General features: G+C 71.7%; 26 protein-coding genes. 9 read left to right on the forward strand and 17 right to left on the reverse strand.

Annotated elements, in window-relative coordinates; all coding sequences use genetic code 11:
- Together NMN56_RS41175 and NMN56_RS41180 are read right to left on the reverse strand one after the other, a co-directional pair.
- A partial coding sequence (locus tag NMN56_RS41175; protein WP_283742564.1) for a cytidylyltransferase domain-containing protein occupies positions 1–1,187 on the reverse strand: 1,187 nt, incomplete at its 3' end.
- A 269-nt stretch (positions 1,188–1,456) separates the two neighbouring features.
- The gene (locus NMN56_RS41180) at positions 1,457–2,992 is read right to left on the reverse strand and encodes a DUF6716 putative glycosyltransferase (RefSeq protein ID WP_274046752.1); all 1,536 of its coding nucleotides are present in this window, start codon (positions 2,990–2,992) and stop codon (positions 1,457–1,459) included.
- 187 nt (positions 2,993–3,179) lie between these two features.
- Between NMN56_RS41180 and NMN56_RS41185 the strand changes: the two genes are divergently transcribed.
- The 3 genes from NMN56_RS41185 to NMN56_RS41195 all read left to right on the forward strand — a co-directional run bounded on the left by NMN56_RS41185 (position 3,180) and on the right by NMN56_RS41195 (position 6,293).
- Positions 3,180–4,211, forward strand: a complete 1,032-nt coding sequence (locus NMN56_RS41185) for a glycosyltransferase family 2 protein (RefSeq protein ID WP_274046848.1) — start codon at positions 3,180–3,182, stop codon at positions 4,209–4,211.
- Positions 4,211–5,569: a polysialyltransferase family glycosyltransferase gene (locus NMN56_RS41190; protein ID WP_274046753.1), complete on the forward strand. Its 1,359-nt coding sequence runs from the start codon at positions 4,211–4,213 to the stop codon at positions 5,567–5,569. The genes NMN56_RS41185 and NMN56_RS41190 overlap by 1 nt, the downstream gene beginning before the upstream one ends.
- 181 nt (positions 5,570–5,750) lie before the next feature.
- A complete protein-coding gene (locus NMN56_RS41195) occupies positions 5,751–6,293 on the forward strand; it encodes a dihydrofolate reductase family protein (RefSeq protein ID WP_274046754.1) in 543 nt (180 codons plus the stop codon).
- On the opposite strand, the gene NMN56_RS41200 is transcribed toward NMN56_RS41195, so the two are convergent.
- The 4 genes from NMN56_RS41200 to NMN56_RS41215 all read right to left on the reverse strand — a co-directional run bounded on the left by NMN56_RS41200 (position 6,276) and on the right by NMN56_RS41215 (position 9,931).
- Positions 6,276–6,986: a formylglycine-generating enzyme family protein gene (locus NMN56_RS41200; RefSeq protein ID WP_274046849.1), complete on the reverse strand. Its 711-nt coding sequence runs from the start codon at positions 6,984–6,986 to the stop codon at positions 6,276–6,278. The genes NMN56_RS41195 and NMN56_RS41200 overlap by 18 nt on opposite strands.
- Before the next feature lie 125 nt (positions 6,987–7,111).
- Positions 7,112–7,861: a response regulator gene (locus tag NMN56_RS41205; protein WP_274046755.1), complete on the reverse strand. Its 750-nt coding sequence runs from the start codon at positions 7,859–7,861 to the stop codon at positions 7,112–7,114.
- Positions 7,858–9,021, reverse strand: a complete 1,164-nt coding sequence (locus NMN56_RS41210) for a sensor histidine kinase (RefSeq protein ID WP_274046756.1) — start codon at positions 9,019–9,021, stop codon at positions 7,858–7,860. Before NMN56_RS41210 ends, NMN56_RS41205 begins: the two co-directional genes overlap by 4 nt.
- 322 nt (positions 9,022–9,343) lie before the next feature.
- Positions 9,344–9,931, reverse strand: coding sequence for a DUF1453 domain-containing protein (locus NMN56_RS41215; RefSeq protein ID WP_274046758.1), 588 nt, complete (start codon positions 9,929–9,931; stop codon positions 9,344–9,346).
- 259 nt (positions 9,932–10,190) lie between these two features.
- Between NMN56_RS41215 and NMN56_RS41220 the strand changes: the two genes are divergently transcribed.
- The 3 genes from NMN56_RS41220 to NMN56_RS41230 all read left to right on the forward strand — a co-directional run bounded on the left by NMN56_RS41220 (position 10,191) and on the right by NMN56_RS41230 (position 11,452).
- Positions 10,191–10,724: a hypothetical protein gene (locus tag NMN56_RS41220; RefSeq protein WP_274046759.1), complete on the forward strand. Its 534-nt coding sequence runs from the start codon at positions 10,191–10,193 to the stop codon at positions 10,722–10,724.
- Positions 10,725–10,913: 189 nt separating this feature from the next.
- On the forward strand, positions 10,914–11,186 hold the full coding sequence (locus NMN56_RS41225) for a type II toxin-antitoxin system Phd/YefM family antitoxin (protein WP_274046760.1): 273 nt from the start codon (positions 10,914–10,916) through the stop codon (positions 11,184–11,186).
- A complete protein-coding gene (locus NMN56_RS41230) occupies positions 11,183–11,452 on the forward strand; it encodes a type II toxin-antitoxin system RelE family toxin (RefSeq protein WP_274046761.1) in 270 nt (89 codons plus the stop codon). Before NMN56_RS41225 ends, NMN56_RS41230 begins: the two co-directional genes overlap by 4 nt.
- A gap of 361 nt (positions 11,453–11,813) precedes the next feature.
- Here the strand turns inward: NMN56_RS41230 and NMN56_RS41235 are convergent, their stop codons facing one another.
- The 3 genes from NMN56_RS41235 to NMN56_RS41245 form a co-directional block, all read right to left on the reverse strand.
- On the reverse strand, positions 11,814–12,077 hold the full coding sequence (locus NMN56_RS41235; protein WP_274046763.1) for a hypothetical protein: 264 nt from the start codon (positions 12,075–12,077) through the stop codon (positions 11,814–11,816).
- A gap of 124 nt (positions 12,078–12,201) precedes the next feature.
- A complete protein-coding gene (locus NMN56_RS41240) occupies positions 12,202–13,434 on the reverse strand; it encodes a helix-turn-helix domain-containing protein (RefSeq protein ID WP_274046765.1) in 1,233 nt (410 codons plus the stop codon).
- Positions 13,435–13,813: 379 nt separating this feature from the next.
- Complete coding sequence (locus NMN56_RS41245; protein ID WP_274046767.1) at positions 13,814–14,125, reverse strand: hypothetical protein; 312 nt, start codon at positions 14,123–14,125, stop codon at positions 13,814–13,816.
- A gap of 174 nt (positions 14,126–14,299) precedes the next feature.
- Between NMN56_RS41245 and NMN56_RS41250 the strand changes: the two genes are divergently transcribed.
- Together NMN56_RS41250 and NMN56_RS41255 are read left to right on the forward strand one after the other, a co-directional pair.
- Positions 14,300–15,016, forward strand: coding sequence for an XRE family transcriptional regulator (locus tag NMN56_RS41250; RefSeq protein WP_274046851.1), 717 nt, complete (start codon positions 14,300–14,302; stop codon positions 15,014–15,016).
- 3 nt (positions 15,017–15,019) lie between these two features.
- On the forward strand, positions 15,020–15,490 hold the full coding sequence (locus tag NMN56_RS41255; RefSeq protein ID WP_274046769.1) for an NUDIX hydrolase: 471 nt from the start codon (positions 15,020–15,022) through the stop codon (positions 15,488–15,490).
- 137 nt (positions 15,491–15,627) lie between these two features.
- Here the strand turns inward: NMN56_RS41255 and NMN56_RS41260 are convergent, their stop codons facing one another.
- Positions 15,628–16,161, reverse strand: coding sequence for a hypothetical protein (locus NMN56_RS41260; RefSeq protein WP_274046770.1), 534 nt, complete (start codon positions 16,159–16,161; stop codon positions 15,628–15,630).
- Between the two features lie 575 nt (positions 16,162–16,736).
- On the opposite strand from NMN56_RS41260, the gene NMN56_RS41265 reads away from it, so the two are divergent.
- Positions 16,737–17,774, forward strand: coding sequence for an erythromycin esterase family protein (locus NMN56_RS41265; RefSeq protein ID WP_274046772.1), 1,038 nt, complete (start codon positions 16,737–16,739; stop codon positions 17,772–17,774).
- A 54-nt stretch (positions 17,775–17,828) separates the two neighbouring features.
- Here NMN56_RS41265 and NMN56_RS41270 read toward each other — a convergent pair whose 3' ends face one another.
- The 7 genes from NMN56_RS41270 to NMN56_RS41300 all read right to left on the reverse strand — a co-directional run bounded on the left by NMN56_RS41270 (position 17,829) and on the right by NMN56_RS41300 (position 24,910).
- Complete coding sequence (locus tag NMN56_RS41270; protein WP_274046852.1) at positions 17,829–18,785, reverse strand: Ppx/GppA phosphatase family protein; 957 nt, start codon at positions 18,783–18,785, stop codon at positions 17,829–17,831.
- A gap of 2 nt (positions 18,786–18,787) precedes the next feature.
- Positions 18,788–19,348, reverse strand: a complete 561-nt coding sequence (locus NMN56_RS41275; RefSeq protein WP_274046853.1) for a DUF501 domain-containing protein — start codon at positions 19,346–19,348, stop codon at positions 18,788–18,790.
- A gap of 123 nt (positions 19,349–19,471) precedes the next feature.
- Positions 19,472–19,954: an FtsB family cell division protein gene (locus tag NMN56_RS41280; RefSeq protein ID WP_274046773.1), complete on the reverse strand. Its 483-nt coding sequence runs from the start codon at positions 19,952–19,954 to the stop codon at positions 19,472–19,474.
- Positions 19,955–20,140: 186 nt separating this feature from the next.
- Entirely contained in the window at positions 20,141–21,421 is a 1,281-nt protein-coding gene (eno, locus tag NMN56_RS41285; RefSeq protein WP_274046775.1) for a phosphopyruvate hydratase, read from the reverse strand.
- 403 nt (positions 21,422–21,824) lie between these two features.
- On the reverse strand, positions 21,825–22,814 hold the full coding sequence (locus tag NMN56_RS41290; RefSeq protein ID WP_274046776.1) for a transglycosylase family protein: 990 nt from the start codon (positions 22,812–22,814) through the stop codon (positions 21,825–21,827).
- A 115-nt stretch (positions 22,815–22,929) separates the two neighbouring features.
- Positions 22,930–24,174 (reverse strand): cytochrome P450 family protein, encoded by a 1,245-nt coding sequence (locus tag NMN56_RS41295; RefSeq protein WP_274046855.1) that lies wholly within the window; start codon positions 24,172–24,174, stop codon positions 22,930–22,932.
- 46 nt (positions 24,175–24,220) lie between these two features.
- Complete coding sequence (locus tag NMN56_RS41300) at positions 24,221–24,910, reverse strand: lysoplasmalogenase (RefSeq protein WP_274046777.1); 690 nt, start codon at positions 24,908–24,910, stop codon at positions 24,221–24,223.
- Between the last annotated feature and the right edge of the window lie 285 nt (positions 24,911–25,195).

Consider the following 25,195-nt stretch of genomic DNA (forward strand, 5'->3'; position numbering starts at 1 on the left):
CCCCCCCGGCTGGTCACGGCCCGCGCCGCGCCGCGCACCACCTCGTGTGCGTCGGCGACGGCCACCGGCCAGCCCGCGAGCGCGAAGCACGGCAGGTCGTTCACGTCGTTGCCGGCGTACAGCACCCGCTCGGGCGCGATGCCCTTCTCCTCGCACCACTGTTTGAGCGCGAGGTCCTTGCGGTCGATGCCGTGCAGTACGGGCAGCCGCAGCTTGGCGGCACGTGCCGCGACGACGGGGTTCTGTTCCGTGGACAAAATCAGCAGTTCGAGGCCGGCACGCCGCAGCGCGGCGATACCGAGCCCGTCCCCGCGGTGGACGGCGACGGTCTCCCTGCCGTCCGTGTCGACGTACACCCGGTCGTCCGTCTGGGTGCCGTCGAAGTCGAGTACGACCGCGTCGATGTCCTCCCGCGAGGGGAGCGTTCCCGCGCTCTGGCGGTCGGCGTCCAGGAGCGGGGCGAGCGCGCGGGCGCGTTCCAGGTCGTGCGGGTCATCGATCTCCAGGACGCGCGCCGGGTCGGTACGCACCAGCGCGGTGTGCCCGAAGAAACGGTGCCCGGCCTCGCGGAAGCCCATGGCGTCCATGGCGTAGGCGGCTCCGGTCTCCAGCAGGTCCTCGGGCCGGTCCTGGCGGCGGGGGCGCACGGCGCGGTCATGGTTGACGCCCCGCGCGCCGCACGCGCTCTCACTTCCCCCCTGGCTCCCGCCCCCGCCCCCGCCCTCCCCGGCAGGGAACTCCTCGCGCCACACGAACCCGTGGAACGGTGCGACCGCCAGCGCGCTGTCCGCGCCCTCGTCGATGACGGCGGCGGCGACCTTCTCCACGTCGCCCCGTACGAGGAACGGGCTGGTGCACTGCACGAGCAGCACGGTGTGGAGAGGCATACGGTGCCGCTCCTCGTACGTGTCCATCGCGTGCAGCACGGCCGCCTCGCTGGAGGCGAGGTCTCCGGCGAGCGCGTCGGGCCGCTCGACCACCTCGGCCCCCGCCGTACGCGCTGCCTCGGCGATACCGGGGTCGTCGGTGGAGACGACGACGTCGGTGACGTTCCGCGCGGCGAGGCACTCACGCACCGCACGGGCGACCAGGGGCACTCCCGCCACCGATGCGAGGTTCTTGGCGGACACGCCCTTCGAGCCGCCCCGGGCTGGAATCACCGCGAGTACTCGGGGAGTTGGGGACATGCTGACTCCTGACTGGGGCTGGTTCCGGGCCAGAACGTGGCCCTCGGTCTGGTCGTCACGCGGGCTTTGGCCCTCGGTCACGGCCTCACGCGCGTCATGGCCCCGGCCCTCGGCCCGGGTCTCACCTGAGTCATGGCCCTGGCCGAACACCGGGCCAAGGCGCTGCGCATGCCCCTGGCCCTCGGTCCTGGCCTCACGCGGGCCCCGGCCCTGGCTCTCGGTCCTGGCCTCACGCGGGCCCCGGCCCTCTCCGTGCACCCGGCCCGCCCTCACAGCTCGCCCGCCTTCCGGATGAGGGGGGCCACGCGCTGTACCCCGTGCCGGTAGGCGCCGCGGGCCGCCTCGCGGACCGCGCGGCGTACGACGCCGGGTTCGTGGCCCTCCCCCGCCGCCGTGTCCAGGGGCGCTCCGGAGGGGTCGAGGCCGTAGCGGCGCAGGATGGCGGGCTGGTAGCCGGGGGAGGTGCGCGCGGTGTAGTACGGCGCGAGCGGCGGCAGCCCGGTGCGGGCTGCGCGGGCCGTCAGCTCGGCGACACGTTCACGTGCCGCGCCGAACCCGGCCGAGCCGCGCACCCCTTGCGCCAGCGCCCACTTCTCGTCGGCCTCGGGGAGCAGCCCCTCGTCGAGCTGGTCCCAGGAGGCGAGGCAGCCGGAGCCGGTGAAGTAGTGGTTGCCGAGCGCCTCGCGCACACCGAGGTCGGTGAGTACGGCGGTGGGCACGGAGCGGTGCAGGGATTCGAGCGCCGCCGTCGAACTGACCGTGACCAGCATCCCGCCCGTACGGCGGGCACGGTCGAGGATCTCGCCCATGTTCCCGTACACGAGGCGGCAGTTGGGCGGCAGGCCGCCGCGTCCCGGTTCGCCGGGGAGCTTGCGTACGAGCTTCTGGTACGGCTCTTCCTCGATGTGCGTGGTGTGCTCACCCGGCTTGCTGCGCAGCTTGATGAGCACCTCGCGCTCCGGGTGCCTGCGGGCGTGTTCGAGGGCGCGGCGCAGCAGGTAGGCGCGGTCCTCACGACCGGAAGGCACGGACGGCTGTACGGCAAAGACAACGGTGAAGGGCCCCTCTTCCAAGCCCCCGCCACCCGCACCCCCGCCGGGCACCAGGTCCGCCCCACCGGCCACGAGGGCACCCGCACCGGCGCCCGCATCGGCACCCCCGCCAGCACCGGCACCGGCACCGGCACCGGCACCGGCACCGGCACCGAGGAACGGCAGGGCGCACTCGACCACTCCCCCGCTGTCCGCGCCGACCCCCTCGTACACGGCGCGGAAACGCTCGGCGTCGTAGGGCGAGTTGGCGAGGACGACATCGGCCCCGTGCCGCAGCAGCAGCCCGTCCGTCAGCTTCTCGTAGACGACACCGACGTACCCGGTGACCACGACGGGCCGCAGCCCCCGCACCTGACCGGCGGCCCCGCTCCGTTCGTCGGCGCCGCGCGCATCCTCCGCGGCCCGCGCGAGCCCGTGCAGCATGGCCTGCACCGCGCCGCCGACGCAGGCGAGCACCACCACGTCGTAGGTGCGGGGCGCCGTCACCGTACGGACGAACTCCGCCGTGGTGACCTCGCGCAGCGTGTCCACGGTGACGCCGACCTCGGCGAGCTGCCGGGGCGTGGGGGTGGCACGGCCGCGCAGGAGGAGGCCGTCCATGCGTGCCTCGGGTGCGAGGCGGCGCGCGGTGAGCGCGCCCCATTTCCAGCGGGTGTCGGAATCGGCGAGTACGGCGACACGCGCCGGTGCAGCGCCTGGTCCGGCACCCGGGAAAGCTGGGGAAGCCGGGGAAGCAGAAGGTGTTGGGGGCACGTCGCCGACGTTAGAAAGGGATTCGGGAACACGGCCCAACGCAAATGCAACAGCCGGTTAACAGCACACCGACGAATGGCCAACCCGGCCGCGCGGCAGCCGCGTTCACCATTCCGCCATGCGCCGTTCACCGCAGGGTCCGCCGCAGGTCGAGACGGGGCACGGCGGGGCATCTAAGGTCCCTCGGGTGGTCAAGCTCTCCGTCATCGTGCCGTTTTTCAATGTGCAGTCCTATGCCCCGGAAACCCTCCGGAGTCTGCGCGCGAACTCGCGCTCGGATTTCGAATTCATTCTGGTCGACGACACGTCCACCGATGAGACGCCGGAGATTCTGGACCGGGCCGAGCGTGATCTCGGTGGTGTCGCCGATGTCGTCCGCGTACGGCATGCGCGTAACGGTGGTCTCGCCACCGCGCGCAACACGGGACTGGACAGGGCGAACGGCGAATACATCACCTTTCTCGACGGCGACGACTGGCTCGCGCCCGGCTACTACGAGGAGCTGGTCGACTGCGTCGAGCGGTTGGGCTGCGACTTCGTGCGCACCGACCATGTGCAGTGTTCGGGCCGCTCCCGCACGCTCGCGCGGGTGCCGCACGGCAGGCGCGGGGTGGTGACCGATCCGCGCGACGCGATCCTGCCGGCGGGCCGCACCACCTCCGTCGACTACGCCTACGCCTGGGCGGGGATCTACCACCGCAGGCTGCTCGACAGGGGACTGCTGCACTTCACCGACGGGCTGCGCACTGCCGAGGACAGGCCGTGGATCTGGCGACTGCACCGCGAGGCGCGGTCCTTCGCAGCCGTCGGTCTGCTCGGCGTCTTCTACCGGCGCGGCGTCGCCTCCTCCCTCACCCAGATCGGTGACGTACGCCAGCTGCACTTCATCAACGCCTTCGACCAGGTCATCGAGGAGACGGCGCGCGATCCCGACGCGGAGACGCTGCTGCCGAAGGCGGTACGGACGTACTGCGCGATCATCTCCCACCATCTGACGAGCGGAAGGTTCGAGCCACAAGTGGCGCGCAGGCTACGGGCGATGAGCACGGCGGCACTCAAGCGGATGCCGCCCGACGTGCTCTCGGAAGCACTGGACTCGATGGACAGCGAACGCGCCTCCCGTCTGCGCAGGCTGCGCAGGCGCCCGGGGCAGGGCACCCGCACGACCGTGGGCCAGGACGAGGCGCACGAGGCGGCACACGGAACGGTGGTCGCCTGATGCGTACGCAGATCTTCTTCGCCTCGACGCTGTACGGGGCCGCCACGCTGGCCGCGGCGCTCGACGCGGGCCGCTTCGAAGCGGCCGACCAGCGCCTGCTGCTGGTCAGCAACAACGCCGCAACCCCGGAGACCGCCGCCCCGCTGGACGCGATGCCCGGCTTCGGACGGCTGCGCGGCCGGTTCGACCGGGTGGTGTCGTGGAACGACGCGATCCGCCCGTTCCACCCCGGCGGCTGGTCGCCGCGTACCGACGACGTACCGCTGTGGGAACGCTTCCTGCGCATGCTGTGGGGCCTGGGCGAGGGCCCTGGCGACGAGGTCGAACTGGCCGTGGAATCCCTCCAGGTCGACCCGGCGCTCGCGATCGCACGGCTGTTCCCCGACGCGCCCATCGACGTCTACGCCGACGGCCTGATGAGCTACGGCCCGACCCGCAACAAGCTCGACCCGCTGGTGGGCTCCCGGGTCCGCCGCCTGCTCCACCTGGACCTCGTCCCTGGCCTGAAACCGCTGCTGCTCTCCGAGTTCGGCGTACCGCCCGAGGTGGTGCCCACCGCGGCCTTCACGGACGTACTGGCCGAACTGGCGGCCGACGTACCCACCGCTGTGGCCCAGGCGCCGAGGGGTGGGGCGCTGCTGCTCGGCCAGTACCTCTCGGCGCTGGACATCCTCACCGCCGAGGAGGAGGAGCGGCTGCACATCCGTATGCTGCGCGGCGCCGCGGCGCGGGGCCACCGCGAGGTGGTCTTCAAGCCGCACCCGGTCGCCCCGGCCCGCTACTCGCGTGCCCTGGACAAGGAGGCGGGCGAACTCGGCGTCGAGCTCACCGTGTTGAGCCAGCCCGTGCTGGCCGAGGTCCTCTATGAGCGGATGCGCCCTGCCCTCGTCGTCGGCTGCTTCTCCACCGCGCTGCTGACCGCCTCCTCCTTCTACGGCCTCCCTGTGGCCCGTACGGGAACGGAACTCCTGCTGGAACGGGTCACGCCCTACGAGAACAGCAACCGTGTCCCCGTGACCCTGGTCGACGCCGCCCTGCCGGCGCTGGAGGAGAACCCGGAGGAGAACCCGACGGGCACACCCCCGCAACCCCGCACGGGCCGGGAGCTGACCGGGCTGGTGCGCGCGGTCGGGTTCTGTATGCAGCCGCGCATCTATCCGGAGCTGCGTACCGAGGTCGAGCGCTATCTGTCAGCGCACCAAGAGGCCGCCACGCTCCGCTACTTCAAGCGCCGCCGCCTCACGTCCCTGGGCCTGCCGGGCTCCGTACCGCGCCAGCTCGGCTTCGTCCCCCGCAACAAGGCCGTACGCCGCGTGGCCCGCCGCGCCCGCGCCCTGAAACGCGCGGCACTGGGCTGAGCACGCCGAGCACACTGGACGCTCCACAGGCCGACGCCCCGCACGGCTGAGGTCGGCATCCCCGCGGCGATGAGTTTCCGCGGTGCCGCAGGTCTCCCCACACAGCACAGCGCGCCACACGGACGGCACCCGCCGTGCGGGCACCCGGCGGGCACACCGCGCGACACCACGGAGGCAGCACATGGCCAAACTCCTGTACTCGGCCACGATGTCGCTGGACGGCTTCATCGCAGGACCCGGCGGCGACATGTCCTGGCTGACCGACTACCTCGGGCCCAACCCCACGATGGAGGCCGCCACCGAGGAGATCGGCGCGCTGCTCATCGGCAACCGCACCTTCCGTGGCGACGACCCGCTCAAGGGCACGGAGAACGAGGGTGAACCCTTCGGCGGAGGCTGGAGCGGCCCCCAGTTCGTGCTCACCCACCACGTGCCCGCCACACCCGTCCCCGGGATCACCTTCGTCACCGACCTGGCGAGCGGTGTCGCGGCATCGAAGGAGGCTGCGGGCGGCAGCTACGTCAACGTGCTGGGCGCCGACGTCGCGCAGCAGTGCCTGGCGGCGGGCGAACTGGACGAGATCCTCGTCTGCGTCGCTCCCGTACTCCTCGGCGACGGCGTACGCCTGTTCACCCACCCGGGCGGCGCCACGACCCGCCTGGAACGCCTCGGCCTGACCAGCGCCTCCCAGGAGACGAACATCCGCCTACGCGTGGTCCGTTGACGCCACCCGGCCCCAGGCCCCCTCGGGCGACGGGACACCGCGCGCGAACCGCAGCCCGAGGTCGTCGATGGCGAACGTCGGATGGCTGCGGCGCCGCACCGTCGCGCCGCAGCCCCGCGCCGACTCGGCCCAGCCGCCGCCCCTGAACAGCCGGTAGTCGCCGTAGACCTCCGGGTCGTACAGATCCCAGCACCACTCCCACACGTTGCCCAGCATGTCGTGCAGGCCCCAGGGGCTGGGGTCCTTGCCGCCGACATCGTGGGCCCGGCCGCCGGAGTTGTCGGCGTACCACGCGACGGCGTCAAGCTCCCCGTAGCGGTATCCGCCGGTGCCCGCCTTGCACGCGTACTGCCACTCCGCCTCGGTCGGCAGCCGGTAGCCGTCAGCTGCCGCGTTCCACACGACCTCGCCGCTGTCCGGGTCGTGCCCGTACACGGGCTCCAGCCCGGCCACCTCCGAGGCACGGTTGCACAGGCCGACCGCGTCGAACCAGCTCACGTTCGTCACCGGCGACGCACCGCTCACCTCCGCTCCCACCTCTCCCCCCTCTCCCGCCCGCACGCCCGTCAGCTCACGGTGCAGGTGCACCGTGACCGGGTACCGGCCCAGCAGGAACGGGGCGATCTCGGCACGCCAGCGCGTGCCGCGCCGGTCGTCCCGCAGGTCGACGGTGCCACCGGGGACGGCCACCATCCCGGTGAACGCCGGCTCTTCGGCTGTGGGACGCACGGGAGAGAACCCTCTCTGTCGGTACATGACGGGCACGGGTCTGTCGGGACATGACGGGCACGGGCCACCGCGGCCGGGAGCGTATCCGTTCAGTCCAGGCCGTGGTCGCGGGCGTAGCGGGCGGCGGCGACGCGGTCGCGGGAACACGTCTTGGTGAAGACCCGGTTGATGTGGGTCTTCACGGTGTTGCCGCTCAGGAAGAGCGCGGCGGCGATCTCGGTGTTGGTCATGCCCCGCGCCATCAGCGTGAGGATCTCCGCCTCACGGCGGGTGAGCCCGTCGGGGAGCGGCCGGCCGGCGGAGCCGGCGGCATCGGCGGCAGTGGACTGCGGGGACTGCGAGGGCTGCGGGGACTGCGAAGGCTGCGAGGGCTGCGAGGGCTGCGGGGACTGCGCCTGCGCACCGCTCGCCGCGGCGAGCAGGGTGGCCTGGACCTTGGGGTCCAGGACGGAGAGGCCCGCCGCCGCGCTGTGCAGCGTACGGGCGATGTGCAGGCGGTCGGCGTCCTTGGTGAGGTAGGCGCGGGCACCGGCGCGGAGCGTGTCCAGGACCGAGGTGTCGTCGGCGTAGGTGGTCAGGACGACGACGGCGGCCTCTGGGTGTTCGGCGGTGAGGCGGCGGGTGGTCTCGGTGCCGTCGAGGACCGGCATGTGCAAGTCGAGCAGGACCGCGTCCGGACGGTGCGCGGCCACCTGTTCGAGCGTCTGCTGTCCGTTGGCGGCGGAGCCGACGACGTCGATGTCCGGCAGCAGGTCGAGCATGAGGACCAGTCCCTCCCGGACGCTGGCCTGGTCGTCGGCGACGACCACCCGCAGCGGCCGGGCTGCCGGGGCGCTCATCGCGGCACCTCGGCGCGGACGTGCCAGCGGCCGTCCCGCTCCCCCACGTCGAGCGTCCCGTCCAGCAGCAGAAGCCGCTCGCGCATCCCGGTGAGCCCGTAGCCGCCGTCGACGGTGGCCAACCGCGCCCCGTCACCGGCCCGTTGAGCCGCTGGTGCGCCGAGCGGGGTGTCGACGGTGAGTGTCACGTGAGCGTCCTCGTAGGTCAGGCCGACATCCACCGGCTGGTCGGGGGCGTGCTTGGCCGCGTTGGTCAGGGCTTCCTGCGCGGTTCGGACCAGGGGCAGTGTCTGGTCGGCGGTCAGCGGCGAGGGCGTGCCCTCGACGCTGACCCGTACCGGAACCCCGTGCCGCTGCCGGTGCGTGTCCGCCATCGTGGCCAGTTCCTCGTCGAGCGGTGCGGTGTCGGAGCGCAGGGCGTGCACCGCGCGGCGGGTCTCGTTGAGCCCTTCGGACGTCAGCCGCTGCGCCCCGGCGAGCACATCGGCGGTCCGGTCGACGTCCTGGCCGTCCGTCAACAGGGCGCGCGCGAGCTGGATCTGGACGCTCAGCGCGCCGAGGGAGTGGGCGAGGACATCGTGGATCTCGCGGGCGATCCGGGTACGTTCGTCCAGCACGGCCACCCGGCGCTGCTCAGCGCGCAGCAGTTCGACCTGGGCGAGCATGGCGGCCGACTGCTCGGCCCGTACCCGGTAGGAGCGCCGGTTGTGGCTCACCACCAGCACCATCACCACCAGCAAGGGGTAGCCGGGCGCGAGACCCGGGCTCGCCCCGGCGACCAGCACTCCGCTCTCGATGGCCACCGCTGTGCAGCCCGCCACCGCCCAGCCCACCGCGAGTGCCGACTCGGTGCCCAGGTGCATGAGGAAGATCAGCGGGACCGCGACCAGCGCTCCGGCGTGCGGAAAGGCACTCGCGAACCCGGCAACCATGGCGGCGAAGCCGAGCAGCACCTGAACCCACGGCGCGCGCCTCGCGTCCTCGCCGCCGAAGACGTCGGCGAGACCCCACAGCAACAGCGCCAGGCCACCGAGCGCGTACCCGGCGACGACCACGCCGCCCCCGGCCGGCTCGTCACCGGTCGGCTCTCCCGTGAACGTCTTCAGGCCCACGAAGACATACGCACCTGCCCTCATCAGCCAGGACACGGTACGCAGCACAGGCGCAGAATATCGGCCCGCGCGCCGCCCGGCTTCGCCGCCCTGTCCCGCACCATCGGCGGAGAGCCCCGCGGCGGAGGACCCCGCGGCGGAGGACCCCGCGGCGGAGGACCCCGCGGCGGAGGACCCCGCGGCGGAGGACCCCGCGGCGGAGGACCCCGCGGCGGAGGTCCCCGCGGCGGAGGCATCTGCTCCGCTCCCCGCGAGCCCAGTCATCACGCACCCCTTCCCGCCCGCACCGCTTCCCGCCCCGCGCCACCCCGTCGCCACGGCCTCCGCCGCTCCCCACAGCTCCCGGCCCCTCACCACGCGTTCCGACCGGTCACATGGTCCCGCCGTCCCGCCGCCCCCACGCTCCACCGTCCCTGCGCCCCGTCGCCGCCCCCACGCTCCGCCGTCCCGCCAGCGCGCCCCGTACGTCGAAGGGGCGGCCGTCCTTCTCCGGGGCGAACGGCACGCCGGAGGAGAGCGCGCGGGGTGTGACGACGGCGGCCTGACCGAGCCGGTTGACGCCCAGCAGCAGCAGGATCGGCGCCGACGAGGCGGCCACATGGGCGTCGAGCGCCACGGCGACGACCGTCATCACGACCCGCGAGGCCACCAGCGCGAGCCACAGCCACAGTCCCCGTACCGGCATACGCGACCACAGCGCACCGTCGCGCGGCTCCAGACCCAGCTGTGCTCCCTGGGCGGCGCCGATCCCGGCCGCGATCACCGCGCCGATGACGAGGCACGCGAGATCGGCCGCCGTGAGGTGGTGTCCGCCCCTGGCGAGCGTGGCGAAGCCGATGACGGCGAGGATCGCGGGCAGCACGATCAGCCGCTTGCCGCGCAGCGGTTCGCCCCGTAGCTGACGCACGAGGACGAAGAGCACGATGCCGATGGCGGCCAGTACTTGCAGGACGTTCACCTGAGGACTCCCGTCGGCGCGCTTCGGAGCGGACGCCTGTTGACTCCTCCCGACGCTAGGAGGGCCCGCGTGCCACGGCGTCACCCCTGGCGGTGACCCGCGGGGTGACATCGGCGCGGGCGCCGCTGGTACCGGGCGGCTCCGGTGTCCGCCCGGATGTCACCCCGCACTGCGACGCGCCGGACCGCGTACGGGCCCGAACCTGAGCGGGTCGGCCGGAACCCCGGTGCGATCGTCTGCCGGAAGGGCCCGCGCTCCCATGTCCACCATCGCCCAAGCCATGATCATCAACGGTGTGGTCCTGCTCGCCGTCCTGGAGGCCGACCTCGGTCCCCACCGCAAGATCGGCAAGCTGCGCATTCTGCGGCCGTTGCTGATGGCCGCCGCGATCGTTCCGCTCTTCCTCAAGAACCCCGCCACCCACGGCTCAGGTCTGGCGCTCGAATGCGCCGCAGCCGTCGCTGGGCTGCTCGTCGGCCTGCTGGCGATGGCCTTCACCACGGTCTACCGCAGCCCCAGGACCGGCGCACCCGTCAGCCGTGCCGGCTTCGCCTACGCGGCGCTGTGGATCGTGGTGATCGGCGCGCGGTCCGCCTTCTCCTACGGTTCCGAGCACTGGTTCGGCCCGCAGCTCGGCCGCTGGATGGCCGACAACCAGGTGAGCCCCGACGCTCTCACCGACGCGCTGCTGCTGATGGCCGTCGCGATGACGCTCACCCGCACACTCGGCCTCGCCCGGCGAGCATCCGCCGCCGGTCACCGGACACCGGCCCTCGCGACCCCCGCCGCGTAACAGCCTGGACCCGGACCCGACAGCCCCGGCTGGCGATTCCGCCCGGCTCAGCTCCGCGGCGACGGGACCTGTGGAGTGCCGCCGGCGACGACCGGGACGACGGTGACACTCCAGGGGATTCCGTCCGGCATGTCTCGCGGACAGGATTCGCCCCCCTTGCGTGTACACAATTGCGCGTACACTAACTCCATGACTGAGGACACCGTGACCGTACGGGAAGCCCGCGCCCACCTCGCCGAGCGGATCAACCTGGCCGAGGAAGGCACCCCGACGGTGATCACCCGCAACGGCGCTCCCGTGGCGGCCGTGGTGCCGATCGCGGACTTCGAAGCTCTGGAAGAGGCGGCCGACTTGATGTTGGCCCGAGAAGCCGAAGCGGCCCTGGCCGAGGACGGCCCCACGGTGACGATGGCCGAGTTGCTGACGGATCTGTTCACCGAACGCGGTGAAGACACGGCGTGAAGTACACATTCCGGTTCACCACAGCGGCACAGCGACAGCTGAGGGACATCAGTCAGCTCGACGCCATGCGCATCCTGACCGCGCTGACCGCACTCGGCGACGACCCGTACTGCGAGGGCGTCGACGTCAGGAAACTCACTGGCGTACCGGGGCTCTACCGGCTCCGGGTCGGCAATTACCGGGTCGCCTACCAGGTCAAGGACGGCGAACTCGTCATCCTCGTCGTCAAGGTCGGCAACCGTCGCGACGTCTACCGCAACCTGTGAGGCGCCCGGCCCCCGGACGGGAGCACGGGACGCTGCGGCGCCAAAGCTGATCCTGGCGGGCGCGATGGCTTTACGTCACAGGCGGCATACAAGAGCGTGCTTGACCGTATGAGGACCTTCTCCCGCCTCACCCGCGCCCCCTCCGACCGACCCGTTCACCCCTCGTCCCTCTCCCCGCCCTCCACCCGGTCCGGACACCTCGCGGTGCCGCACGCGCACGGCGGGTACTCCACCGGCCGCACCTCACGCGCCACACCCCCCGGCACGGTGACCGCACACGGCCCGCCCAGCCACCGCACGTCGACCTCTCCCCCCACAATCCGCGCGCGCCCCACGCGCAACGTCATCCGACTCCCCTCCCTCACGGCGCACCCCACTCCCGCCCCACGACACAGCTGTGCGCCAACAGCAGCGCCTTACCAAGACGCCGGGCCGTCTCCGGCGACACAGCGCCCAGTTGGATGAGCACGGGCCGCGCGGGCTCCTGCGTGTCCGCGAGGGTGGCGAGGTCCATCCCCAACGACGGCAACCGGATCCCGTGCAACTCCAACCCCTCCGACAGCGTGTCGAATGCGCCGTCGGCATCGGCGAGGCGGCGTACGTGGTCCTTCGGAGTCGCGGCCATAAGAGCCCTCACATGTCGGGTGAGTTGGACACCGACGACGTTATGCAGGCCCCGAAGCGGACTCCAGGCATATCGCGTGGCCGTCCGACCCAGCGTCGAGAGGAACCGCCACGCGGCGTGGCGGTCAGCCCTGGACCTCCAAGTGAGCCGCCATCTCCCGCATTTGTTTTGTGAGGGTCCGCTTACGGGTGGCGAGGAGGTCCGTCATGATGTGGCGCGCCATCGACTGATGACGCAGCCACTGCGGGGACGTATGAAGCACCTCCGCCAATACGTCCATCGCGTCCTGATGCGACCCGAGAGTGACATGAGCACGGGCGATATCGAGCCTGTGACGGTCCCAGTTGTTCTGACTCGGCTTTCCGCAGCGGCGCAGCGCGTTCCCGCTGACAGGACCGTCGTCGGCCCTGCGCAGTACCCCGCGCGCGTCGCCGAGGAGAGCCAGCGCTTCGATCACCTTCGTCTCGACGGTCACGGGGCCGAACGAAGACCAGTGCTCCCGAAAGTTGACGTGTTCGGAGTCAAGCGCGCCCGCGCTGATGACCGCCATGCGCCGCGCTTCATCTGCGACATCGGGCCGGTTGTTGCGCGACGCGGCAGCAGCGACGCGCAGGCACAGCTCCCCCCAGACCGCCACTTGCCCCGGCGTCGCGGCAGAAAAGCGCGGCTCGACCCGCTCAGCGCTCTGCGCAGCCATCGCTTCGCATTCCTCGAAGCGGTCCTGCCGCAGGAGGAGCCACGCCATCCCGACAACTCCCGCTGCCGCGGCGAGCGTCTGGCCCGTGGCCCGTGCTCCTTCGATGGCCCGGGAAAGCGCGTAGTAGGCGGCGTCGTACTGGCGCACCTGGGTCAGATACTTCCCTGCCAGGAGGAACGCGTGGGCCCGTACGGCCAGCGCGCGCTGACGCGCCGCGTCATCGTCGGCAAGAGTGACCGTTGACTCCGCCGCTTTGAGAACGGCAGGAAGCCGGGTCGCGACCGAGTCATACCGGTCCGCGTGATACAGCGCATGGGCATCGTCGACATCGCGCCTGACCACGTCGACATCGGCGTCGCGATCCACATCCGTCGGGTGCTCCGTGAGTCCGACCGGCGGCATGAGCGCCCGGCGAAGTTCCACCAGGCGACCCGCGTTGCCGTCGTCCCGGACGGGCGCGGGCACCTCGGACGCGAAGAGCGCGGAGGTCGTCGTACCCATCGCCCTCGCCATGGCGTGCAAGCTCTCGACGCGAGCGTTCCCGTAGTCGCCTTCCACCTTCTTGACGACGCCGAGGGAAACGCCTGCCTCGTGGGCGAGTTCTTCCTGGGTGAACCCCGCGCGGCGCCGGTGGTTACGAACGTTGTCAGCGAGAGACATGCACCTCACCCCCGTCCCAGCGTAGCCCCGCCAAGGGCCAGTTCCGCCGACGCCGAAGAGGTGTGCGCCCCACACGGGAACAGCCCTGGTGCGCCGCGCCCCGGACGATCAGGCGGTCCTGCCGACCGTGCTCCACGCGGTCCCCTCAAGGACGGCTCACGTCTGGCACTCGCCCCCACGGATCCCATGTGAGCCAGTGGGACGCAGCCAGCGCCACGGCTAAGGCCGCCGAATGCGCCGCACCCTGACTACGCCTCTCCCATGCCCCAGCCACTACCCCGGCTGCGGCACACACGCCGACGCCACACTCCCTGCCCGTATCCGCACCCGGTCCGGACACTCCGGGATGCCGCACTTACACGGCGGACACGCTATTTCCTCACGGCGCACCCCACTCCCGCCCCACGACACAGCTGTGCGCCAACAGCAGCGCCTTACCAAGACGCCGGGCCGTCTCCGGCGGCACAGCGCCCAGTTGAATGAGCACAGACCGCGCGGGCTCCTGCGTGTCCGCGAGGGTGGCGAGGTCCATCCCCAACGACGGCAACCGGATCCCGTGCAACTCCAACCCCTCCGACAGCGTGTCGAATGCGCCGTCGGCATCCAGGGCCCGCTCCCGGTACGCGCTTGCGTGCGCGCTCGCCGGAGTCTCCTGTTCTCCGCCTTGGCCCATTGCCTGCTCAGCCGTCATGATCGCGTCCTCCGCCCGTCTTCCTTACCAGTTGATCGTCCTCCGGGCCTCAGGACGCGGGAACTACGCCCAATTCCCATTGAGGGACGTCCCGCAGGGGATAGAACGTCCCTGAGGCTCCGGCGGATGAAGGAAGAGGTGGCGGTGGTGGCGAACGAGAGGCTACGAGCCGTTATGGCGGCGGGCGGGTGGACTCATACCGGTCTCGCCATGACCGTGGGTGTCGATCCGAAGTCCGTTGAACGGTGGGTCAACCTGGGCCGTACCCCCCGGCGCGCGACCGCGGTACAGGCCGCCAAGGCGCTGGGGGAAGACGTGTACGCGTTGTGGCCGCAGCTGCGGCAGCCCAGAGCCGCGAGGGCTGTCAGCCCCGAACTGGTCGCGTTCTACGACCAGCGAGCCGACCTTCCCGTGTCCACGCTGACGGACCTCTTCGCGCAGGCACGTGAGCGGATCGACGTGCTCGTGTACGCCGCCGTGTTCCTCCACGAGGCGTATCCGAGGCTCAACGACCCGCTCCGCGAACGTGCCGCTGCCGGATGCACCGTCCGCGTCGCGCTCGGCGAGGCGGACAGCCCGAATGTGCGACAGCGGGGCCGCGAAGAGGCGTTCGGGCACGGCATCGAGAGCCGATGCAGACTTGCTGCCATGCACTTCCGTCCGCTGGTCGGCGTCACCGGCATCGGAGTCCGCACGCACAGCACGACGCTCTACAACTCGCTCTACAGGAGCGACGATCAGGTGGTGGTGAATGCCCACGTGTGGGGCGTCAACGCCTATGCGTCGCCACTGTGGCAGCTTCGGCGCGGCGGAGACGGCGGCCTCTTTGACACCTACGCGACCAGCTTCGACGCCGTATGGGCCACCGCGACACCGTTGCCGGAGGTGTAGATCATGACCCGCACCGAGTTCTACGACGACCCGGAAGCCCCGGAACCGAACAGCCTCGTCGTGGCCGCATCCGCAGTCGTCACCGACGCTCAGGGACGCGTCGTCCTCCAGCGCCGCGCCGACAGCGGCCTGTGGGCACTACCCGGCGGGGCCATGGAGCCGGCCGACTCACTGCCGGGTGCCGCGGTACGGGAGGTCAGGGAAGAGACGGGCCTGGAGGTGGAGATCACCGGCCTCGTCGGCACGTACACCGACCCGCGCCACATCATCGCCTACAGCGACGGCGAGGTACGGCGCCAGTTCAACGTGTGCTTCACCGCCCGACTCCTGGGCGGCAGCCTGACGGCTTCGGAGGAGAGCACCGAGGTCCGGTTCGTCCCAGCGGATGAGATCGCCTCACTCCCCATGCACCACACACAACGACTACGGCTCCAGCACTTCGCCGAACGGCGCCCCACCCCGTACCTCGGCTGACCCCGCACGGCGCGTCCGCCGGCCGGCAGCCCGCCAGGCACCGCTCTCGTCGAGGCACCCTGCCTCCCGGCGTACTCACCCATGCGTCGTTACTGGCCCCGGCTGGATCCCCTCGATGCGATTCCCTGGCAAGGGGATCAGGCGTCCAGTTGCGTTTGCTCGGCGGCACCTCGTCCGGCGGAGAAGCCTGGCAGCGGGGAGTTCGCGGAACGCACCGCCGCAGCATGAGCCCGCTCCACGACCTGCACATAGTCGGCGGCGTTCCGGTGCGTCAGCCTCTCCGCGCCGGCGAGGAGCCGCAAGCGTTCCTGATCCAGCAGGGTCACCAGCGCCTCGATCTCCCCCAACCTCTCCGCGTCGCTGGCATGTTCTCCTCGTGCTCGCTGCAACGAGAGGTAGCCCTGTTGGAAAGCCTCGCTGACCGCCGTAGGCGGGGACGCGGCCACCAAACGGTGCAGGCTGGCAAAGTCCGGGCCTTGGGAGGGTGCGTTGGCGACAGACAGGGCCTGTTCCGCCGAGGTGTCGAAAGAAGCCCCTCCGAGAGGTGTGTTCAGCGAGGTCAACCTCGTGAGCGCGGCGCGTAGTTGGGCGCGGAAGACCATGCACAGCGCCAGGGTCACCAACGGCCACGCCAACGCGTTCACGTAGTCGAGCCCCATCTCCCAGGTCATGCCCCCATCATGCCGACGGGGACATGTACGCACGGGTTGACTCCCATATGTTTTGCACTTGGCACCAACTTCCCTGTACTTGGCACCACCTGGTGAGGGCCTCACACAGGTGGTGCGTGAACGGTGCCCATCCGCCCCCGCATGGTCGACGTTGACGCGCTGGTCGCCCGGATCGAGGCCGCCATCCAGTCCGTCACGGTATGACCCGAAGTCCTCGCCCCCGACGACGCCTGGCACCCGCCGGCCCGTCCGGCTGAAGAGAGGCACCGCCACCGGCGGGGCACCGCTCCCCGGGCCGGGCGACGGCCCGCACGCTCGCTCAGTCCGCGATCCGCGATCCGCGATCCGCGACGACCCGGGGGCGGCCCGGGGACGGCCCGGGGGCGATCCGGGGACGGCCCGGGGGCGACCCGGGGACGGCCCGGGGGCGACCCGGGGACGGCCCGGGGGCGACCCGGGGGCGACCCGGGGGCGGCCCGGGGGCGGCCCGAGTCGCTTGACTTGAACGCAACTTCAAGTTCAACCCTGAAGGTGAGACACGCCGCGCCACCACACACACCTCGAAGGGGTCCGCCATGAGCACGCCCACACACGCGCACTCGCACGCACATCCGCACGCACACCCGCACCCCGAGGCTGTCCGCTGGGTCAGGGAGCACGCTCACGCTCTCACCACGTTCGACCCGGCCGCGCCGCTGGACGATCTACGGCCGCTCGCCGAGAGTGTGCGGGACGCCGGGATCGTCGCGCTTGCCCACTCGCACAGGCAGTCCCGCGAGCTGTCCGCCGTCTCCCTGCGCGTGCTGCGGCTCCTGGTCGAGGAGTACGGGTTCCGTACGCTCGCGCTGGAGGGTGACGAGCCGGTGCGGCTCGGCCTCGCCGCTTACGTCCGCGACGGCACCGGTGATCCGCGCGCGATGCTGGCGGGGGCCCGCTCGTGGTGGCGGACCGGAGAGACGCTGGACGTCGTCGAGTGGATGCGCGCGTACAACGAGCGGCACCCGGACGACCAGGTCAGGTTCGCCGAACAGCGCGGCCCCGCACCGGAGTTCACGAGCCTGGACCACGTCGAGCGGTACCTCGCCGAGTCGACCGCCTGGTGGTACGAGCACAGCGGCGACCGGATCGTCTACTGGGGCGGTATCGCGCACATGGCCGTCGGCACCCCGCGCACGGTCTCGCCCGGCTCTCCCGGCGACGCGACGCACCACAACGCGGGCGGGTACCTGCGCGAACGGCTGGGCTCCGGTTACGCCGCGATCGGCTTCATGTTCCACCACGGCACCGCGCTGTACGAGTTCCCGGCGCCGCCGGCCGACTTCGCCGAGTCGGTGCTCGACGCGGCGGGCCCCGAGGCGTTCACGCTCGACCTGCGCGCGGGGGACGGCGCCGCCCCGGCCGTACGTGCCTGGCTCGACGCTCCCGTACGCACCCGCATGATCGGCCCCGTCTACGACGCGGCGCGCGACGCTGACCACCACCTCGCGGCGGCCTCGCTCTCCGGCCTGCTGGACGGCGTGGTCCACATCAGGGAGCTGACGGACAGCCGCGCGCTGGACGCCCCAGCGCCCGCCGCCGCCCCCACAGCCGGTGCCGAGCGGCCCGGCGCCTGAGCGGCGGCACGGGTCGGCGGTCACGGGCGGGGGCGAGGGCGGGGGCCGCCAGAATTACTTCTCAGTCGGGGCGCAGCTGAACGCGATCCCGTCCAGGATGTCGTGCTCGCTGACCACGACCTCCTGGGCGCCCACGCGTTCCATGACGCACTGGAGGACCAGCGCGCCCGCGGTGATGACGTCGACGCGGCCCGGGTGCATGACGGGGAGGGCGGCGCGTTCGGCGTGGGTGGAGGTGAGGAGGTGGTGGGTGAGGTCGCGGACTTGGGCGAGGGGGATGCGGGTGTGGTGGATGCGCGCGGGGTCGTACGCGTCGAGGTCGAGGGCGAGGCCACCGAGGGTGGTGACGGTGCCGGCGAGGCCGACGAGGGTGCGGGCCTTGTGGAGCGGAACCGTCCGCTCGACCTCGTCGAGGGCCGCCTCGACATCCGCGCGGATCGCTGCCTGCTCGGACTGCGTCGGGGACTCGGTGATCACACCGTCGTGCGTGAGGTGACGCTCGGTGAGGCGTACGCAGCCGATGTCGACGCTGCGGCCCGCCTCGACCCCGTCGGCGCCGACGACGAACTCGGTGGAGCCACCGCCGATGTCGACCACGAGATACGGCTTGGCGAAGGTGTCGGGCGCCAGTTCCTTCGTCGCGCCGGTGAAGGAGAAGTCCGCTTCCTGGTCGCCGGTGATCACCTCGGGCTCGACGCCGAGGATGTCGTGGACGCCGCGCACGAACTCGTCGCGGTTGGACGCGTCGCGCGAGGCGGAGGTGGCGACGAAGCGGACCCGCTCGGACGGTACGCCGAGGTCGCGCAGCGCCGACGCGTAGGCGCGGCACGCGGCGAACGTACGGTCGAGCGCCTCGGGCGCCAGCCGTCCCGTACGGTCGACGCCCTGGCCGAGGCGGACGATCTCCATCCGGCGGTCCAACTCGTGGAAAGCGCCGGTGTCCGGGTCCAGGTCGGCGATCAGCAGGCGGATGGAGTTGGTGCCGCAGTCGATCGCGGCGACGCGGGTCAGGGTCACGGGTTCTCCTCCGCTTCGGGTGCCTCCGGCGCGTACGTCACCGCTGCCACATCCACGCACGGCCCCTTGCGCCACCACTCCGGCAGCATCGCCAGCGCCTCGTCGCCGAGCGGATTGACGCCGGGGCCGGCGACGAGGGAGTGCGCGACCAGGACGTGCAGGCACTTGACGCGGTCCGGCATGCCGCCGGCGCTGGGGAACCCGGCGAGCACCTCGATGGCGTCACGGCGCGCGATGTAGTCCTCGTGCGCCGCGCGGTAGGCGGCGGCCAGTTCCTCGTCCTCCTGGAGCCGCGCTGTCATCTCCCGCATCACGCCGTTCGCCTCCAGCGTGCCGATCGCGGAGGCGGCGCGCGGGCACGTCAGGTAGTACGTGGTGGGGAACGGCGTGCCGTCCTCCAGGCGCGGCGCCGTCTCCACCACGTCCGGCTGCCCGCACGGGCAGCGGTGCGCGATGGCGCGCAGCCCGCGCGGGGGCCGCCCCAACTGCTGCTGGAAGGCGCGGATGTCCGTGTCCGTCGGCGGGGTCGGCTCGGTCTGGGGCGGTGGGGTGTCCATGCAGGGGTGCTCGTCGTCTCTGGTCGCGTGGTGGGTCAACGGTGCGGGCCTGCGGGGACCGCGCGGGGAACGGCTCAGCGGGTCCGCGGGCAGCATCTGCGGACCGGCGGACCACTGAGGGGCTCAACGGGTCCGTGTCCGCGCCTGGTCGGCGGTGTCGAGACCGTCCCACAGGTTCTCGTACCAGGCGCGGTTGGCGGGACGCCGGTCGAGGGGACGGCGCGTGTCGGCGGTGCCGTCGCGCAGGGTGAAGCCGGTCTCGTCGGGCCTCACGAAGTGCAGGTGCTCACGCGCCTGGCGCTCCGCGTACGCGGGGTCCTGCCAACGGGCGCGCTGCTCCTGGAGCTTGTGCACCTGTTCGCGTGCGCGCTCGGCCTGGCGGCGCTGGTCGGCGATCTCGGAACGCTGGCTGACGTACTGCCGCGTCGGGTACGCGAGCGCGACCACGAGGGAACACAGTACGAGCGCGAGCAGCGCGGCCCGCCCCGTGAGCTTGCTCTTACGCGGGGCCCGTACGCGCCTGCTCTGCGCGCGGTAGACGCGCTCGGCAGCCTGTGTGCCGAGGGCGCGCAGCCGTGTCGCGGTGGAGAACCGGTCCGCTCCCATTCCTCTCCCCTGCCGGGTGAGCCTGCGATGCCGATGCCGACGCTGATACCGGTGCTGATGCCGATACCGGTGCTGATGCCGGCGGCGGCGCCGCACTCCCGGACGCTCCCGGAGTCCCGGTGCTTCCGTTCACTCCCGTCCGCTCCCGGGCACGGAGGTGCGGCACCGCCGACAAGGTGGTGCGGGTCAGCGCTTGTAGCGCGGGAACGCCGAGCGGCCCGCGTACACGGCAGCGTCGTCGAGGATCTCCTCGATACGCAGGAGCTGGTTGTACTTGGCGACGCGCTCGGAGCGGGCCGGCGCTCCGGACTTGATCTGCCCGCAGTTCACGGCGACCGCCAGGTCGGCGATGGTGACGTCCTCGGTCTCGCCGGAGCGGTGGGACATCATGCACTTGAAGCCGTTGCGCTGGGCCAGCTCGACCGCGTCGAGGGTCTCGGTCAGCGAGCCGATCTGGTTGACCTTGACGAGCAGCGCGTTGGCCGCGCCCTCCTCGATGCCGCGCGAGAGGCGCTCGGGGTTGGTGACGAACAGGTCGTCGCCGACGATCTGCACCTTGTCGCCGAGCTTCTCGGTGAGCACGGTCCAGCCCGACCAGTCGTCCTCGAACAGCGGGTCCTCAAGGGAGACCAGCGGGTAGTCGGCGACGAGCTGCTCGTAGTAGTCGGTCATCTCGGCTGCCGAGCGCTTCTGGCCCTCGAAGGAGTAGACGCCCTCCTTGTAGAACTCGGAGGCCGCCACGTCGAGCGCCAGCGCGATGTCCTGGCCGGCCTGGTAGCCCGCCTTCTGGATGGCCTCGATGATCAGGTCGAGTGCCTCGCGGTTGGAGCCGAGGTTCGGCGCGAAGCCGCCCTCGTCGCCCAGGCCCGTGGCCAGGCCGCGCTCCTTCAGTACGCCCTTGAGCGCGTGGTAGACCTCGGCGCCCCAGCGGAGGGCCTCGGAGAACGACTCGGCGCCGATCGGCGCGATCATGAACTCCTGGACATCCACGTTCGAGTCCGCGTGGGAGCCGCCGTTCAGGATGTTCATCATCGGCACCGGCAGCTGGTGCGCGTTGGGGCCGCCGAGGTAGCGGAAGAGCGGCAGGTCGGACGCCTCGGAGGCGGCGTGCGCCACGGCCAGCGAGACACCGAGGATGGCGTTGGCGCCGAGCGACGACTTGTCGGCCGTCGCGTCCAGGTCGAACATCGCCTGATCGATCAGGCGCTGCTCGGTGGCGTCGTAGCCGACCAGCTCAGGGCCGATCTGCTCGATGACGGCGAGGACGGCCTTCTCCACGCCCTTGCCGCCGTAGCGCGCGGCGTCACCGTCGCGCAGCTCCAGCGCTTCGAAGGCGCCGGTCGAGGCGCCGGACGGTACGGCAGCACGACCCGTGCTGCCGTCGTCGAGGCCGACCTCGACCTCGACCGTGGGGTTGCCTCGCGAGTCGAGGATCTCGCGGGCTACGACGACGTCGATGGACGGCACGAGGATCTCCTTCGTATGTGACGGCTTTCTCGCCCCTGAGCCTAACCGGCCACCACGCCCACGTTGGCCCCGGCGCTGGCGCGCCTCCCCGAACTCCCCTCCAACCCCACGCCGGACCGGCCACCGCACCCCGCGCCGCGCTCTGCCTGCGGCACGGCCACGACGCACCCGCGGCCCGTACGAGAGCCACGTCACAGAGCGCCCGGGACGCACGGGACCCGGGGCCACACCTACTGGCGCCCCCCCACGTGACCGACTACCGGCACGCACGCACGGAACCGGCGCCCCTGGTAGACAGCTGGTGGCCCAGCCGGAATCGACGTCCTAGTAGCACGGCACACGGCGCAGCCGAAAACAACGCCCTACTAGGAAGCCGAAAGCGCGGCCGACGCCGACGAACGTCCTAGTAGCGCAGATTCTGGCCCGGGAGGATCAGGTCGGGGTCGTCGCCGACGACGTCACGGTTGCGCTCGTACAGGGCGGTCCAGCCACCGGGAACGTGCTCTTGGTCGGCGATCTGCGAGAGCGAGTCGCCGGCCTGCACGCGGTGCTTGCCGCCGTGGTCGCGGTCGCCGCCCCGCGAGGGGTGCTCGCGGTCGCCGGGGTCGCCACGGTGCTTGCCGTTGCCCGAATCCGCTTCCTCTCCGTCGCCCCAGCCGCGGTCGCCGCCCGGCTGGGCGGGCTGGGCCGGGTCGACGGGCGCGTCGGAGGGGTCGGTCGGCAGCTCGGACGACGGCGGGTCGGAGGGCTTCTCCGACGGCTTCCCTGACGGCTGCTCCGACGGCTTCCCTGAAGGCTCCGACGGCCGGTCGGAGGGCCCGGCGGACGGCGGGGCACTCGGCTCGGACGAGGGCGGGTCGCTGGGCTCGGAGGACGAGGGCGGGTCGCTCGGGCCTGAGGACGGCGGTTCGCTGGGCTCCGACGGGTCGGAGGGCGCGGGATAGCCACCGCCTCCGGCCTCGTCGCGGGAGCCGTCACCGGACTCGTCCCCGGGGTCGACATTGGGCGGCTGCCCCTGGGTGTCGGTGAGACCGGCCGTCTCGGCGCAGTCCTCGAAGACCTGGGCGCCCTCCTCGAAGAGGACCTCGTCCGCGACGGCTATCTGCTGGCTGCGGCTTGCCAGGTCGGGGCGCTCGGCGTACTTGGTGCCGCCGTGCTCCTCCCACAGCTGAAGCGTCAACTGGAGCCCGCCGTAGCGGCCGTTGGCCGCGTTCGCGCTCCACTCGCCACCGCTCTCGCACTGTGCGACGCGGTCCCAGGTCCCCGCGTCAGCGGCCTGTGCGCCTGTGGCGCCGAGCAGCGGAATGGCGATTCCCGCGCCGGTCACCCCCGCGGCGACGAAGAGGGCGGGGGCCTGACGGGGGCGGCGGTGCCGACCGTTCCCGGAGCGCATGCGGTGGACCTCTCGTAGGGACAAGCGGAGTTGGCGACCGAACGTAGCGGCGAATCAGGAGCATCACAAGCCAATGTCGCCGACATCACGTCCCGGTCACGCATATGACGCCCTGTCACTTCCGTATCGGGCTGAACTCCACCGGGAGTGTGCGTAGTCCGCGCATGATGAGGCCACCGCGCCACCGCAAATCATCAGGATCCGCCGCCAACCGCAGGTCAGGGAGGCGCCGCAACAGGGTGGCGAGAGCCGTCCTGCCTTCGAGCCTGGCCAGCGGGGCACCCAGGCAGTAGTGGATGCCGTGCCCGTATCCGAGGTGTTGGTTGTCACGCCTGGCGAGGTCCAGCGTGTCCGGCGCCGCGAACTTCTCCGGGTCCCGGTCGGCGGCTGCGAGCACGACCAGTACGGGCTCCCCCTCCGCGATCCGCTGCCCGCCGAGCGTCAGCGGCTCGGTCGCGAAGCGCCATGTCGCCAGCTCGACGGGACCGTCGTACCGCAGCAGTTCCTCGACGGCGACGCCCAGCGACGCCTCGTCACCGTCCATCACAGCGCCCTGAAGGAAGGCACGCTGCTCGGGGTGACGAAGCAGGGCATATACGCCATTCCCAATCAAATTCACGGTGGTCTCAAAACCAGCGAAAAGCAGCACGAAACACATGGCCGTGGCTTCGTTCTCGGTCAGGTGCTCACCGTGGTCCGAGGCGCGGATGAGGCCCGAGATCAGGTCGTCGCCCTCGTCGCCGTCCGCGAGTTCGGCACGTTTCCTGTGGATCAGCTCGGCGAGGTAGCGGCGCATCCGCTTGACGGCGCGGCCCACGCCGCCGCGCGGGCTGCCCGGCTGGTGGATCATCATGCCCGCCCACGAGCGGAAGTCCTCCTGGTCCTCCCGCGGTACGCCGAGCATGTCGCAGATGGCGTAGATGGGAAGCGGGAAGGCGAACTCGTGAATGAGGTCAGCCTCGCCCCTCTCGGCGAACCCGTCCACGAGCGCGTCCGCCAGTTCCCGCACTCGCGGCGCGAAGGCTTCCACACGCCGCGGGGTGAACGCCTTGGACACAAGACGGCGCAGGCGCGTGTGGTCCGGGGGGTCGATGTTCAGCAGATGCGTCATCAGGTTCGCGCCGCGCTCGCCCGGAATGCCGACCTTGCCCTTGCCGTGCGCACCCCGCTCGCTGTGGTGGTGCGGGTTCTTGCTCAGCCGCTGGTCGGCGAGCGCCTGCCGCGCGTCCCCGTACCGCGTGACCAGCCATGCCTCCACCCCGCTCGGCAACTCCGTCTTCCGCACAGGCTCGTGCGCGCGCAGCCAGGCGTACGCGGGATACGGGTCGGCCGCGAAGTCCCAGTCGAACAGTCGCGGCATGGGCGGGACGGGCGGCGTCGGGGTGGAGTCGGTCGTTTCGTGCACGCTACGACGGTATGCGCTCCAGCCAGCCCGTCGTGATGAGGTACTGGCCCGCGAGGTAGCCAGCCATCACCAGGACCTCCTGCGAGGGGAACTCGTGGCCGGCGGCCTGGAGCCCGATCAGCAGGTCCGACAGCAGGAACGACGCCGCGCCCACCGCCACCTTGCCGCCGACGCCGAGGGCGGCGGCGCCCATCGCGGCCAGCGCGAGGCTGTATCCCGCCACCGGCAGGCGCAGCCGGGGCTCCAGCGTCGGCGCCAGTACGGCGTTGACCGCCGCCCAGCCCGCGAGGACGGCGACCGCGCGCTTCGGCTTCGCACGCAGTCCCGGCACGGCCCCGAGCTGGGTCACCATGCCGCCCGTGTAACTCACCTGCGTGCCCAGGAAGGCGGCCATGCCTGTCAGGAACGCCTTCTCGTTCCTGTCCCACAGCAGCGCCGTGTCGCCCGCTGTGGCGCACGCCAGGCCCGCCAGCAGCGCCTTGGGCGGCGCCTGCGCCGCGCCCCTCCCCCGCACCGCGTGCGCGGCCAGCGCCGGCATCAGCAACGGCTTCGCCGCCCGACGCCGGCCCCTGCCCCCCGGCGCCTTCGCCGTACCCCACAGGTCCGCCACCGCCAGCGCCCCGAACGCCACGAGGCCGCCGCGCCCTCTGTCTGCCCTTCCCGCCCTTTCCGCCCAGCCCTTGATCGCCATCCCGGCAGTGTTACTCCCGGGTAAGTCGCGGTCAACCCCCTCGCCCCAGGGGCGCCCGCACCTTGGGAGCGCCCACACCTTAGGGGCCGGCCCCCGCCGTTTCCTGACCGGCCAGTCCCCGGCCTCTCGTTCCTAATGGGGCTTCGCCCCTTGCCCCGTTGGCCTCGCCGGCCAGGCGTCGGGGGGCTCCGCCCCCCGGCAATCCCCCCGCCAAAAGGGGCTCCGCCCCCTCTGGACTCCCCCGCCCGTATCCGGGCCCACCCTGAAGCGCCCGCACCCCAACAA

Source organism: Streptomyces iconiensis, assembly GCF_028657195.3.
Lineage (GTDB): Bacteria > Actinomycetota > Actinomycetes > Streptomycetales > Streptomycetaceae > Streptomyces > Streptomyces iconiensis.

Excerpts from the sequence above, each read along its gene's own strand:
- NMN56_RS41190 (WP_274046753.1), top strand. The coding sequence starts at position 4,211 with ATGCGTACGCAGATCTTCTTCGCCTCGACGCTGTACGGGGCCGCCACG.
- NMN56_RS41195 (WP_274046754.1), top strand. The coding sequence starts at position 5,751 with ATGGCCAAACTCCTGTACTCGGCCACGATGTCGCTGGACGGCTTCATC.
- NMN56_RS41200 (WP_274046849.1), bottom strand. The coding sequence starts at position 6,986 with ATGGTGGCCGTCCCCGGTGGCACCGTCGACCTGCGGGACGACCGGCGC.
- NMN56_RS41205 (WP_274046755.1), bottom strand. The coding sequence starts at position 7,861 with ATGAGCGCCCCGGCAGCCCGGCCGCTGCGGGTGGTCGTCGCCGACGAC.
- NMN56_RS41220 (WP_274046759.1), top strand. The coding sequence starts at position 10,191 with ATGTCCACCATCGCCCAAGCCATGATCATCAACGGTGTGGTCCTGCTC.
- NMN56_RS41225 (WP_274046760.1), top strand. The coding sequence starts at position 10,914 with ATGACTGAGGACACCGTGACCGTACGGGAAGCCCGCGCCCACCTCGCC.
- NMN56_RS41235 (WP_274046763.1), bottom strand. The coding sequence starts at position 12,077 with ATGGCCGCGACTCCGAAGGACCACGTACGCCGCCTCGCCGATGCCGAC.
- NMN56_RS41240 (WP_274046765.1), bottom strand. The coding sequence starts at position 13,434 with ATGTCTCTCGCTGACAACGTTCGTAACCACCGGCGCCGCGCGGGGTTC.
- NMN56_RS41245 (WP_274046767.1), bottom strand. The coding sequence starts at position 14,125 with ATGACGGCTGAGCAGGCAATGGGCCAAGGCGGAGAACAGGAGACTCCG.
- NMN56_RS41250 (WP_274046851.1), top strand. The coding sequence starts at position 14,300 with ATGGCGGCGGGCGGGTGGACTCATACCGGTCTCGCCATGACCGTGGGT.
- NMN56_RS41255 (WP_274046769.1), top strand. The coding sequence starts at position 15,020 with ATGACCCGCACCGAGTTCTACGACGACCCGGAAGCCCCGGAACCGAAC.
- NMN56_RS41260 (WP_274046770.1), bottom strand. The coding sequence starts at position 16,161 with ATGACCTGGGAGATGGGGCTCGACTACGTGAACGCGTTGGCGTGGCCG.
- NMN56_RS41265 (WP_274046772.1), top strand. The coding sequence starts at position 16,737 with ATGAGCACGCCCACACACGCGCACTCGCACGCACATCCGCACGCACAC.
- NMN56_RS41275 (WP_274046853.1), bottom strand. The coding sequence starts at position 19,348 with ATGGACACCCCACCGCCCCAGACCGAGCCGACCCCGCCGACGGACACG.
- NMN56_RS41280 (WP_274046773.1), bottom strand. The coding sequence starts at position 19,954 with ATGGGAGCGGACCGGTTCTCCACCGCGACACGGCTGCGCGCCCTCGGC.
- NMN56_RS41290 (WP_274046776.1), bottom strand. The coding sequence starts at position 22,814 with ATGCGCTCCGGGAACGGTCGGCACCGCCGCCCCCGTCAGGCCCCCGCC.
- NMN56_RS41295 (WP_274046855.1), bottom strand. The coding sequence starts at position 24,174 with ATGCCGCGACTGTTCGACTGGGACTTCGCGGCCGACCCGTATCCCGCG.
- NMN56_RS41300 (WP_274046777.1), bottom strand. The coding sequence starts at position 24,910 with ATGGCGATCAAGGGCTGGGCGGAAAGGGCGGGAAGGGCAGACAGAGGG.